Origin of the sequence: Microcoleus sp. BROC3 (assembly GCF_036702515.1) — a bacterium.
Taxonomy (GTDB): domain Bacteria; phylum Cyanobacteriota; class Cyanobacteriia; order Cyanobacteriales; family Microcoleaceae; genus Microcoleus.
Map to the genome: position 1 here is coordinate 45,548 of NZ_JAUBTQ010000006.1, position 13,195 is coordinate 58,742.

Sequence of the window (13,195 nt, forward strand, 5' to 3'; positions counted from 1 at the left end):
ACTCAGGTCTTAATCCTGGCCTCGGGGTGCGCGGTGCGCACTTTACTGTAAACCTGTAGGGTGCGCACAGCAAAAGCCTGTAGATAGCGACTCAAAAAATGTGTTGCGCAAGTAATATTCAAGACATCCAAGCGAGGAATTTTTCAGATGAAATTGAGAGAATTATTAGCAGCAGTTCCCAGCATTTCCTTGGACGCCCAACATCCCGCCCTCGATGCGGAAGTCAAGGGTTTATCCACTAATTCCCACGCTTGTCAGGCGGGAGATTTATTTTTGGGAATGCCGGGAACTCGGGTAGATGGGGGAGATTTTTGGCAAAGTGCGATCGAATCTGGTGCACTTGCCGCCATAATTTCCACCAAAGCAGCCGCGAAAACACCCCCCCAATCCCCCCTTAGCAAGGGGGGGCTAGAAGAGGTTCCCTGCGTCATCGCAGCAGCCGATATGGCTCAAGTTTGCGGTCAAATAGCAACCGCATTTTACGGCAATCCAGCTAGCAAATTAAAACTTGTCGGCGTTACCGGGACTAACGGCAAAACTACAACAACTCATTTAATCGAATTTTTGCTCAATGAAATGCAGTTGCCGACGGCGATTTTTGGCACGCTTTACACTCGCTGGCCGGGCTTCCAACAAACTGCACTTTACACCACACCTTTTGCGCTTGAACTGCAAAAGCAATTAGCAGAAGCTGTAGCAGCCGGATGCAAACACGGGGTCATGGAAGTCAGTTCCCACGCTTTAGCGCAGCAGCGAGTTTTGGGCTGTAGTTTTGAAGTTGCTGTGTTTACCAACTTGACTCAAGACCATCTCGATTATCACCGCGATATGGAGGATTATTTTGAGGCTAAATCGCTTTTGTTTGGTTCGGATTACCTCAAAAATCGCGCTGTAATTAATATTGACGACCCCTACGGGCAGCGGATAGTTGAAACCCTCAAATCGGAAAAAGTTTGGAGTTATAGCACTAGCGACAAAACGGCAGATTTGTATGCTTCAGATTTGCAGTATCAGCCCAATGGAGTTAAGGGAATGCTGCACACTCCGAAGGGCGAAACGGCTTTTGTTTTGCCTTTAGTCGGTCAGTTCAATTTATCAAATATGTTGGCTGCTGTCGGTGCTGTTTTAGAATTGGGTTTAGATTTGTCCGCAATTGTGGAGAAATTATCTCAGTTTTCGGGAGTACCGGGACGGATGGAACGGGTGCAAATTAGTCCCGACCAAGATATTAGCGTTATTGTCGATTACGCGCACACTCCCGACAGTTTGGAGAACTTGTTGAAGGCGTCGCGGCCGTTTATTCCGGGTCAGATGATTTGCGTGTTTGGCTGCGGCGGCGATCGCGATCGCACTAAGCGGCCCATCATGGGTAAAATCGTTGCAGAATTAGCCGATTTAGCTGTTGTTACTTCCGACAATCCGCGCACGGAAAATCCCGATCGCATTTTAGAGGATGTTTTAGCAGGAATTCCCGCCGCAGTAAAGCCGGTCGTGATGTGCGATCGAGCCGCAGCAATTCGCACTGCTATTATGGACGCTAAACCGGGTGATGGCGTGCTGATTGCAGGCAAGGGACACGAAGATTATCAGATTTTGGGCACCGAAAAAGTCCATTTTGACGATCGAGAACAAGCGCGAGATGCCTTAAAAGCCAGAATGAATTCGGTTAACTGTTAACGGTTAAATGAATTCGGTTAGGAGCGCGAATTAAATAACTTACAATTTTAATTGTTATGGTGGGATGGGCGTCCCGCCCGTCCAAAAAAGGGCGGGCTATAAGAGCCCACCCCACAAACTTGTGTAAGTTATTTAATTCTCATTCCTTAACTGTTAACGGTTAGCTGTTCGCGGCTGCAAAATTTGTTCGATTTTTAAGTATTGATAGGACGATAGAATCTGATTGGCAATAGATTATATCTGATTAATCCTGAGACTAAACAAGTCAAACTCATTGACTGTTGTATTTCTGCACTGGAAAAAGGAACGGAGTTTGTCATTGAAATTTTAATTGGCTAAGGACTATTGCAGCGGCAAAAATACCGTCATCACCTCACCCTTTTCAGGGCGCTGCCGAATTACCAACTTCCCGCCAGCAGCCCGAAATAAATTCTTAGTCACGCTCAAATTTAAACTCAAACTTCCCGTCTCCGGTTGCACCATCAACAAAGGCCCGATCGATCGCAAAGGAGCATTCGCCTTAGCTGCAAAAGTCGATGCGCCATTACCTTCAGGTAGGTGTTCCGATTCCAACTGCAACTTTAACTGATCGCCCGCCAATGTCACCTCCACCTGAATGCGACTCCCCGATGGCAAAGTTCGAGTAAAATTCTCAATCAAATTAGTTAAAACCTGATCCAACATCGTCGGATCGCTGACTACCGCCGGCAACTTTTTCGGAACAATAACTTCCAAAGTGTGGTTTCGCACAGCCGCCTGTTTTTGCCAGCGGGGAATGCTATTTTGCAGCACTTCACCGAGGGACATTGCTGTTAGCTGCACGCCCGAATTTTTGGCTTGCGACATTTCCAATTCCACGGCGCGGAAAATTAAACCGAAGCGATCGATCTGAGCGGTACACTCAGCATCAATCATTTCCAAACGCTTGACCACCACTGGCTCGAGTTTGGGACGTTTCAGCAACAATCGAGTCAGCGTGCGAATGGTAGCCAAAGGAGTGCGGACTTCGTGGGCGATCGCCTGTAGCAATTCCACCTCTTTAGTAGCCAGAGGAATTGAAGATTTGCAGTTGATATCTGTAGCCGATAACTTTTGACGCCTCGGGTTCAAACCATCATCAATTCTTTCATCCTTTACCCTGCCTGCTTCCTCTTTCCCAACCGGCAAATTATGCAACAGCAAGCGGCTGAACTGCATCACTGTTTGATAATTTGGAGCAACAGGCGAAAACTGCTCGAACAGCGCGTCTAATTTAGTAGAATTATTAGTTAATTGGCTAACTGGTAAATTGAAGCTGCCGTCAGAATTGACAAGCAAACAGTCGCTTTCAGTCACCCTGCGCCGCAAAACCTCCCAAGCTTTCGCCACTACTTGCGGGTCGAAAGAAAATAGAAAAGCCGGAATTCCCGCAGAATTTTCACCCAAAACCATCACCAGACTAAAACTAGCAGTTAAAACCAAACAAAACTGCTCGTTCGCCAAAGGATCGCCGATCGCCAAAGCCAAAGCCGGGGCCGCCGCAGGCGCTGATGCTTGCTCATCAGCCGCCGGCATTAAAGCTAAAGTTTGTCTGGCCCGAAAAGACCACAAAGCTGCATCGTTGTCAGGAATACTGGTAAAAATCCAATTGGCAAAGCCGTTGGCCAAAGCGGGGTCAGTCAAAACCGAAGACGGGCCCGACAACACCAATCCCTGACAGGAATTGAGGATTGTAGATCGACAATTTGCTCGATCGGCATCTGTTTTTTGTCCTGCTTTTTGCCGGTCGAGCATTTGATTCAAAGCTGCGATCGCCCCGTACCATTCCTGTTCAGCTTTCAGCCGAGCAGCCCCACGGCTGGCAGGACACCGATGGCGGTTGTTTTCTCCCGCCAACTTAGCATCAAAGAGACTCAGGTCATTTTCTTGGCCTTCGGAGGCTAAAATTTCGCTTATTGTCGGTAAAAAGTAAGTATTCACAGTTATAAACCCACCTTCGGAGGCATGAAGGGTGAAGTATTTATGTATAGGAAAGTTCAGGAGTTAGGAGTCAAGCACCAGCACGATCGAAAAATCCCGCATAATTTCTTGCGCCTTCCTCCTAACTCACAGGATATCCACATTTGCCAACTAACGATATTGGCAGAACCGTACCAATAAGTCGCAATCTCCGCGCTTGGGGCGATATTTTGTACGATCGCCCTAACAAAAGTGCAAAATGAAGTAAGTTAAACACCGTGCTTTCCTTATGCCCACCTCGATCGCCGACTCGAAAAATCTGCTGTCAGACTTAATGGCACGCTACCGCAACCAAGTGGATTATCTGGCAATTCGACTCGAAGAAGCCGAAGGCACCGACATCCTGCTGCGGGGCGAAAAAATAGAAACCCTCAGCGAAGGAGTCTCAATTGGCGGCCAAGTCCGAGCTTGTCACAAAGGCGGCTGGGGCTTTGCCAGTTTTAACCGACTTTCCACCCTCGCCGAAAGAATCGAAGAAGCCATCGCCGCAGCCAAACTGATCGGCGAAGAAGAAACGATTCTGGCACCTGTCACCCCAGTACAAGACATTTGCTTGCTGCCGCTGACAGGAACAGACCCCCGTCTGGTTCCCCTAATTGACAAAAAGCAATTGTGCGATCGCTACGCGGCCATCCTCCGCAGCATTGACCCCCGCATCGCCACAATCTCCGTGCGCTACGGCGACAGCACCCAGCGGATGATCCTCGCCACCTCCGAAGGCACGATGCTCGAACAAGGTTGGGCAGACATGGAAATGCGGTTTGCCGCCACAGCCCGCAGCGGGGAAACCGTACAAACCGGCCGCGAAACCACCGGTTCCCGGAAAGCTTACGAAGATTTAACCGATCTCGATGTTCAAGTTCGCAGCGCCGCCCAGAGAGCCGTAGATTCCCTAGCCTTACCCCCCGTCCAAGGCAACACCTACACCGTCGTCATCGACCCGATTTTGACCGGATTATTCGTCCACGAAGCCTTCGGACACCTTTCCGAAGCCGACATGGCCTACGAAAATCCCGACATTTTGGAAATTATGACCCTCGGCCGCCAGTTCGGCCCCAAAAACTTGCAAATTTTCGACGGTGCAGCGCCAGAGGGACACCGTGGCAGCTATTTCTACGACGACGAAGGCACTCCCGCGACTACTACTCAGTTAATTAAAGACGGCGCTTTAGTCGGGCGGCTGCACTCGCGGGAAACTGCGGGCAAATTGGGAGAAACGCCTACTGGCAATGCTCGCTGTTTGAATTATCATTATCCGCCGATCGTCCGCATGACGAATACTTGGATCGAACGGGGTGACACGCCAGTTGCTGACTTATTTTCGGACATCAAAGAAGGAGTTTATGCGCGCAATTGGCAAGGCGGCATGACTAACGGCGAAATGTTTACTTTCAGTGCCGGCGAAGCTTGGATGATCCGCGACGGAAAACTAGACAATCCGGTGCGGGATGTGACTCTTTCGGGTAATGTTTTCAGCACTTTAGCCGATATTGAGGCGATCGGCGACGATTTCTACTGGGATGAATCCGGCGGCTGCGGCAAGGCAGGACAAAGCGGTTTGCCAGTCGGCTGCGGCGGCCCGAGTTTGCGGATTCGCGATGTCGTGGTTGGTGGCGAAGCTGCGGAAGAAGATTAAAGTTTCAAAAGTTGAAAAAATCAACGTAAAGCGCAAAATTCCTACTCGCGCTTTACCTTGATTTTTTTGAGTGTAACAGTTCGCGCCCATGTGTGGCATCTGATATCTTGAGTATGCTTGGCCAAAAAACCGGAACAGCCAAAAATTAGGTCTTGAGTCGTCAAATACGGCTAAAAAATCGGGTTTTTGGTAGGCAGTACCTAAGTCCTGAATTAATGGATGGAAATCTTCAATTTTTCTCCTCTTCTCCCAATTTTCGATTCTCCCCGTAATTACCTAATTCCCAACAGACAATTATCGCTTTTTTCGCCTTTATCTCCCGCTTCCTCGTTCTGGCGGCGTATCTTTCTCGTTATCTGCGTAAAAGGTCTGAGTTTCGGCTAGAGCGGTTAAAATTTCGGGATCAGAGTTGTGTTGAGCAAAAAAGGTCGATCGAGTTTCTAAGCTTTGAGCGTTAACTGCGGTGCCGCTCAGTAACAGGCTTGACATCAGGATGGAAGAGTAAACGCGCATCATCAATTTTGGTGTTTGTATTTTCCCCTTCTTGATACGCAGTCTGTACTCTGCTATCAGGATAAAAAAATTAATTGCGGCGAAACCATCAATTAGTAATTGACGGCACCTACACTTTTTTTGAGTTTTGGTTAAAAGTAGGTGAAAGCCCTCATCTAGCTCGCTTGTTCGCTCGTAAGTTCGAGCTGTCTGCTACTTGCGGCAAACCAGCAAAATTCAATACCATTTACAAAAAAAGAATGCCACTCTAAGCTCGTATTCCCAACCCTGGTAGTTATAAATCATTCCCAATTTTAAAATCTCAAATCTCAAATGATATAAACCCTGGAAGCCTCTTGAAACACTCTGCAAACCAGGCAACAAAAACCGCAAATTATAAATATTTACTACTCTTCAGATTAATTTCATAATTTATTGATATTAGGAAGCCACCCTCGAATTAAAGACAAAATAGCAGATTACAGAGGCGCGTCATCAGCACCCTCCATATAAATATTTGGGTGCATGAGATTCCTTAAAGCAAGCAATGTCTCATCCTTCATATTAACTTCATAAATGGTTGCTATGGTATTTTTAAATGAATTGTGAACCTTTTTTATTTTTTTTCTGCTCTTGCTTTTTGTCAAGATGGCTAGCGCGCCGCTCCGAAGGACGAGTCGAAAGCGGTTCGGGAAAAAAAACCCGTTCACAAAATCGTGGAGTCAATCTCAAATCTCAAATCTTAAATCGACTGACTTGCGCATCTATCTGCACGAACAGCGAATCGAGGGTTGACGAGTTGTCCAAAATAACATCAGCTTGTTGACACTTTTGAGCTACCGGCAACTGGGCGTTAATGCGGGCATTAGCTCGATCGTAACTCAAGCCGTCTCGGTGCATTAGCCGTTCTAACTGCACTCCCGGCGAACAGTACACCACCCAAATTTCGGTACACAAGTCAGTCATGTTAGCTTCAAACAGCAGCGGCACTACCAAAACCAAAGTCAACGTGTCAGTCGGGGCGCAGAAACCGGAGTTTTTTTCAACAATACTTCGTTCTAGCTTTTGATCGCGGTGAACAAACCCGGTTTCTTGAGTTTTTGTACTTAAGTCATTTGTGCCCTGGGATACCGGAGTCAATGCAGCAATGCAGCTTTGAGTTTCCTCAACTAATCGGCGGCGGACATAAGGGTGAATCTGTTGTTCCAACCACTCCCGCTCGGCTGCGTTACAAAAAATAATATTTCCCAACTCGGGCCGATTTAAATTGCCGTCGGGGAGCAAAATACCCGCGCCGTATCGTTCTACAATAGAGTACAGTATTGGCGAACCGGGGTTCACAGCTTCGCGGGCGTAAATATCGGCATCTAAAATCGGAAATCCACAGGCATCTCTCAGATAGTTAGATATAGCGGTTTTACCGGTGGCGATGCCCCCAGTTAAACCGATCAGACGCACAATTCGATCGCTCATAATTTTCGCTGTTTAAATTTCCTGGGTTTCGACACTTACTGTCTGTCTTTGCTATGTTGGTGACACAATCAAATTTAGACTTAAAATTTAAGATTTGCGATCGAGAACTAGCGTTAGGAAGTGTCAGCATTGGGGTGCGATCGACTCTTTTTTACCTAAAATCTCAATTTTAAACTCGAATCAAGGTCTAGACCGAGGCAAACTTATGAATGCTCAACGTGCTGTGCGGTCGATTCTGGCAGCAATTCCCATTGCCGGATTTTGGATATTAGATTTTTCCCCCAACCTGCTGTTCTTAAAAGAAAACGGCAGCGGATGGGTATTCGTGGCAATTTACCCCCAATCTCAAATTGCAGCAGCACAATCTATTACTCCAGCCCCAGACGGCACCGGAACCGCTGTCACCGCCCCAGGTACAGGGTCGCCCCCTCGCTACGACATTCAAGGCGGCACTCCCTCCAAAGACGGAGCAAATTTGTTCCACAGTTTTACTCGGTTCAATCTGAATTCTGGCGAAACTGCCAATTTCATCTCCAACCCAACCGTTAAAAATATCCTCGGCCGCGTTGTCGGCGGGGACGCTTCCTTAATTAACGGTCTAATTCAAGTTAGCGGCGGCAATTCTAACTTGTTGCTGATGAATCCCGCAGGCATCATCTTCGGAGCAAATGCCCGACTCGATGTGTCCGGGTCTTTTTTGGCTACCACCGCTAGCGGTATCGGTTTTGACGACCGCTGGTTCAACAGTACAGGGGCGAACGACTACGCAGCCCTAGTCGGAACGCCGAATGCTTTTATTTTTGGATCGCAGCCGGGGAGTATTGTCAATGCCGGTAACTTGGCTGTCGGAACCGGGCAAAATTTGACTTTGCTCGGCGGTACGGTCATCAGTACCGGCAAACTTTCAGCCCCGGGCGGTCAAATTACTGTGGCGGCTGTCCCGGGCGAAAATCTGGTGCGGTTCAGTCAAAACGGACTTTTGCTGAGTTTAGAAGTTTCTCCGGCTGCGGGAGTCTCGGGTTCGGAAGCTCTTCCCTTCTCTCCCCAGAGTTTACCTCGGCTGCTTTCGGGCCCGGGCGTGGCTAACGCTACGGGTATAACTACGAACGATCGAGGTGAAGTCGTGCTCACAGGCGGGCAAACAGGGCCTGCAGGTGCTGGAACTGCGCTGGTAGCGGGTGATGCGGACGTGTCTGCCAGGGGGGGCGCGGGAGGAAGCGTCAACGTGTTGGGCGACAAGGTAGGGCTGTTTGGAGCGAAGATTGAGGCTTCGGGGCCCGACGGTGGCGGAACGGTGCGGATCGGGGGAGATTACCGAGGCGAGGGAAGCGTGCCGAATGCCAGGATGACTTACGTGGATGGCAAAAGTTCGATCGCCGCCAACGCAACTGAATCAGGCAACGGCGGCAGAGTTTTTGTCTGGGCGGACAACACGACAGCATTTTTAGGCAGCATCAGCGCAAATGGCGTTTCTGCAACGGAAACCGCAGGTGTTGGCGGGTTTGTGGAAGTTTCGGGCAAGCAAAGATTGATTTTTAACGGTACTGTCGATACTTCCGGGACAAACGGTTTGGGGACTTTGCTGTTAGATCCAGAGAATATTTTAATTACAGATTCCCTAGAAGGTACCGGCGATGCGGCAATAATTGCCAACAATAATATTTTGTCAACAGGAACGCCATCACCACAGCAAAACAATTCTGAGCCTTCGCTGACAATTTCGGCTAGAGCTTTGGAAAGTATGTCGGCGACATCAAATGTGGTTCTCGAAGCGCTCAACGATATTACAATTGCTGATTTGGCGGACAACCAGTTGAGCTTTCAAGCAACTACTGGTTCGGTGACATTGAAAGCAGATGCCGATCGCAGCGGCGCGGGTGTTTTTTCGATGAATTCTGGAGATACAATTAGCACGGCTGGCGGTGCGATCGCCATTTCTGGCAATAAAATTACTGCGGGCAATTTGTCGAGCAACGGCGGAAATATTAGTTTGATTAGTCAGGGATCGACCGTTGCCAACAATATTTCTTCATCGAATCCCAGCACCGGCAGCAGCGGAAATATTTTGCTTGAAGGCCTGAACGTAACGGCCCAAAAACTTGATGCCAGCGGCCCGGAAGCGACGGGAAATGTAACTTTGACAGCTCAGAATGTTCTGGGAGTGAGCTTCGTCGCAGGGGGTTCGGGAAACATTACTTTGACTGGTAATGAAATTAATTTGACTGGTGCCAAAAATTCAGTCAGCGGCACCGGCTTTTTGGTACTGCAACCTTGGAGTTCCGGTCAAAATATTGCGATCGGCGGTTCAGGAGATGTCGGCACTAATATTTATTTGAATCTGACGGCAAGCGACCTCGGAAGTTTGCAAAATGGATTTGCTGGAATTACGATCGGTCGCAGCAACGGTATCGGTTCGATTCTGATTGCCAACGATTTTACATTTTATGACCCGCTAATTATTCAATCGCCGGCGGGTTTGGGAACAATCACTACCACAAATTCCTTGACAGGGGCCGACAATGCCTCAATTACTCTCAAAGCTGACGGCAATATCAGAACCGGAAATATCACTACCAACAATCAGGAAATTCGTATCGCCAGCACTGCGGGCAATGTCACAACCGGTCAGCTACGTACTGGAACTGCCCTCACCATCAACACTTCTGTCAATTCTGCCAAATTGCCACGCTCGGAGGCCGGAGATGTTAGCGTTACCGCACAGGGCACGGTGACTGCGGGGGCGATCGACACGAGGGGCGATCGCGCGGGGAATGTGACGCTGACGGGGCCCAAGGGAGTCACTGCGGGGGCGATCGAAGCTGGCGGCTCGAAAACACCGGGAAATATTACTTTAACCGGCAACCATATTGACTTGACGGGTGGCAACAATTCGATCGCCAGCAACGGCAATCTGGTGCTGCAACAGGCAGATCCCAGTCAAAATATTGTAATTAAAGGTTCTGGCGATACCGAAGCTCTGAACTTGAGTGCTGCTGAATTGAACACTTTTCGGAATGGGTTTGCTTCGATCGCGATCGGGCGCGCTGACGGTAGCGGTGCGATCTCTATTGCTTCTGGAACGCCAAATTCAACCCCAAATTCAACGCCAGTGACGGTGACATTTCAAGATCCGACGACGATTAGATCGCCCAATGGCAGCGGCGCGATCGTCGGAACGGGTGCGATCGTCGGAACTGATAACGCCACGATCTCTCTGATGGGCGGTACTGTAGCCGTCGGAGACGTTACCTCGACTGCGGGGATTAACATCACTAGCACTCAAGGCAACTTGACTGCTGGTACGCTTTCATCTCGATCGGCTTCCGCAGCAGGCGATATCAACATCGACAGCGCCGGTGCGGTAGAAACGGGCAACATCGATGCTTTTGGTGCTAAAAGCGGGGGAGATATCTCGATTGCAGCGCCGGGCCGGATCGTTACAGGGGTGATCAACTCGAGTTCGCAATCGGGAACTGCCGGTTCGAGCAAAATTACCGGGCACAAAGATGTTGAAGTTGTTTCGATCAAAGCTCGCGGCAATACGGGCGGCGACGTGGAAATCGATGCTGGGGGAGCGTTTCGGGCTGCGGGAACGGGAACGGCTGCCGATCGCGCCGAGGTCAGCATTTCTACAGACGGGCTGGCTCGATCGGGTTCGCTGACGCTATCTCAAAGCACTTGCCCGTCGGGAACTTGCACGGTGGCGACTGTTGGGACGGGAAACTCGAAGTCGAATGCTGCCACCTCCTCAACTACTATCGGGCCGCTGGCGATCGTGTCGAGTCCGGCACCAACTAGCAGCGTGGCACTAAAAACTACAGACAATTCTCAACAAATTGTGACTCAGGTGAGTCTCCCTCCCGCAGCGTCTGCGCCCAAGAGCAGTAACACAAATGTCTCGCCAGAACCTGCTGCTGCGTCTGTTGAGGCGGGGTCGAACGAGACTGCGACCGGCTCGGTATTGCTGTCGCAATCGGTGTTAACAGACAATCAGGGTGCACCTGCTGCCACAGAAAACGGCAGCTTGCAGGCAACCGGACAGAAGTCGGCGAGCGTGGCGAGTGCAGAAAGTATCGGGAATGTGAGGGTTCCTGAGATTTCTCGATCGAGTTCGATCGGGCAAATAAATCCGATCGACGCAGTGCAGCAAAGGGATAGAACTCAGGGCCGGGAATTTGAACGTTACTTTGGGGGCACTGTCACTGAAAAGTCAGTTACGCAAAAAAGTATTCGAGATACTCTCAACAGCGTCAATCAGTTGACAGGGGTTAAACCCGCCATCCTTTACGTGTGGGCGAAAGAAAAACATTTAGAACTTGTGTTGTTATTGCCAGACGGCAAAAATGTTTTTAAAAGCGTGCCTGCAAGCCGCGAGACAGTCCTCCAAGTTGCTAAAGAATTCACTAATGCTATCAGAACTCCCAGGAGATTGAATGCTGCTGACTACAAGCAACCAGCCGAGGAACTTTACCAGTGGTTAATTGCACCGCTGCAACCGGAATTGGAGGCTAATAAGATTGACACTTTGGTGTTTTCGATGGATGCCGGTTTGCGAACTTTGCCTTTGGCTGCTCTTTACGACGGCAAGCAGTTTTTGGTAGAAAAGTACAGTTTGGGGCTGATTCCGAGTTTGAGTTTAACTGATACTCGTTATGCCGATGTTAAGGGTTCTGAAGTTTTAGCGATGGGTGCGTCGAATTTTCCCGCCAAATACGATCAAAATCCTTTGCCTGCGGTGCCGCTGGAAATATCGACCATTGTGGGCAAGATTTGGCCCGGTTCGTCTTTTCTCAATGAAGCTTTTACTTTGGCAAATTTGAAGCAGAAGCGCAATCAACCGCAATACAAAATTATTCATTTAGCTACTCACGGCGATTTTCAGCCTGGGGGGGCCGAAAATTCTTACATTCAGTTTTGGGATACTAAGTTGCGGTTGAATCAGTTGGATCAGTTGAAGTTATCTAACCCGCAGGTGGAGTTGTTGGTTTTGAGTGCGTGTACTACGGCGGTGGGAGACGAACAAGCTGAGTTGGGGTTTGCGGGGCTGGCGGTACACGCGGGGGTAAAATCGGCTTTGGCGAGTTTGTGGTATGTCAGCGATGTCGGTACTTTGGGGCTGATGACTGAGTTTTACCAGGAGTTGCGTACAGCGCCGATTAAGGCTGAGGCTTTGCGGCAAGCGCAGTTGGCGATGCTGCGGGGAGAAGTGCGGTTGCAAGACGGTTATTTGGTGCGATCGGGCAAAAATCAAGCTCTGCCTTTACCCTCCGAGTTGACCGCCCGGGGCGATCGAAATTTGTCGCATCCTTATTATTGGGCCGCTTTTACCATGATCGGTTCGCCGTGGTAATTCTGAAGGAAGAGGGTGCGATCGCCCAAAAAACCGGGAGAGAACAAGTCGCAAAACTCATAGGATGGGAATACCTAAAAAAGTGCGATTACTCACACCAGAGACCGCGACCTCAACATCGAAAACGGGATAAAATGGAACAAGAAAAAATAAAAAAAACTCGACTGCTAGCGCCAGAAATATTGCTCGTATACAAGTCTTTACTAAAAAGTTTTAGCCCCGATAAATTATGATAATTCAATCAAAAAGTTTCGATTCCCCCACAACAATCGCTCTTGATTATCCAGCCCTAACGCTAGGTGGCGAGAATCAACTCATTGGAATCCACGCTTTCTCCGTTTTTGTCTAGCATTTTTAACAAAATTTCATAATGCTCTAATAATGGGTTATATCATTTCCGGTTACACTCCTTATGATGTTGACGGTTGACTGTTGACGCCGTGAACAGTCAACCGTCAACAGCGAACAGTGAACTCGAATTTACTATTCCGATGCTAACGGATTTGATATTAAAGGTAATAGAGCCAATCTTTTGGAAGTAGAGACAAAAACGATTGGTTTCTAACGCA

General features: G+C 49.0%; 7 protein-coding genes. 4 read left to right on the forward strand and 3 right to left on the reverse strand.

What is annotated here, in order from left to right; all coding sequences use genetic code 11:
* Nucleotides 1-147: 147 nt before the first annotated feature.
* Nucleotides 148-1,677, forward strand: a complete 1,530-nt coding sequence (locus tag QUB30_RS05490) for a UDP-N-acetylmuramoyl-L-alanyl-D-glutamate--2,6-diaminopimelate ligase (RefSeq protein ID WP_333330246.1) — start codon at nt 148-150, stop codon at nt 1,675-1,677.
* 342 nt (nt 1,678-2,019) lie between these two features.
* Here QUB30_RS05490 and QUB30_RS05495 read toward each other — a convergent pair whose 3' ends face one another.
* Nucleotides 2,020-3,636 (reverse strand): HAMP domain-containing sensor histidine kinase, encoded by a 1,617-nt coding sequence (locus tag QUB30_RS05495; RefSeq protein ID WP_333330249.1) that lies wholly within the window; start codon nt 3,634-3,636, stop codon nt 2,020-2,022.
* Between the two features lie 268 nt (nt 3,637-3,904).
* On the opposite strand from QUB30_RS05495, the gene QUB30_RS05500 reads away from it, so the two are divergent.
* Nucleotides 3,905-5,311: a TldD/PmbA family protein gene (locus QUB30_RS05500; RefSeq protein WP_333330252.1), complete on the forward strand. Its 1,407-nt coding sequence runs from the start codon at nt 3,905-3,907 to the stop codon at nt 5,309-5,311.
* 312 nt (nt 5,312-5,623) lie between these two features.
* Here QUB30_RS05500 and patX read toward each other — a convergent pair whose 3' ends face one another.
* Both patX and coaE read right to left on the reverse strand, forming a co-directional pair.
* Nucleotides 5,624-5,827 (reverse strand): heterocyst-inhibiting protein PatX, encoded by a 204-nt coding sequence (gene patX / locus QUB30_RS05505; RefSeq protein WP_333330255.1) that lies wholly within the window; start codon nt 5,825-5,827, stop codon nt 5,624-5,626.
* Nucleotides 5,828-6,538: 711 nt separating this feature from the next.
* The gene (gene coaE, locus QUB30_RS05510; RefSeq protein ID WP_333330258.1) at nt 6,539-7,276 is read right to left on the reverse strand and encodes a dephospho-CoA kinase; all 738 of its coding nucleotides are present in this window, start codon (nt 7,274-7,276) and stop codon (nt 6,539-6,541) included.
* A gap of 205 nt (nt 7,277-7,481) precedes the next feature.
* Between coaE and QUB30_RS05515 the strand changes: the two genes are divergently transcribed.
* Nucleotides 7,482-12,626 carry a CHAT domain-containing protein gene (locus QUB30_RS05515; RefSeq protein WP_333330261.1) on the forward strand — a complete coding sequence of 1,715 codons (5,145 nt, stop codon included), beginning with the start codon at nt 7,482-7,484 and terminating at the stop codon, nt 12,624-12,626.
* Nucleotides 12,620-12,859 carry a winged helix-turn-helix domain-containing protein gene (locus QUB30_RS05520; protein WP_333330265.1) on the forward strand — a complete coding sequence of 80 codons (240 nt, stop codon included), beginning with the start codon at nt 12,620-12,622 and terminating at the stop codon, nt 12,857-12,859. The genes QUB30_RS05515 and QUB30_RS05520 overlap by 7 nt, the downstream gene beginning before the upstream one ends.
* The last annotated feature ends 336 nt before the right edge of the window (nt 12,860-13,195 follow it).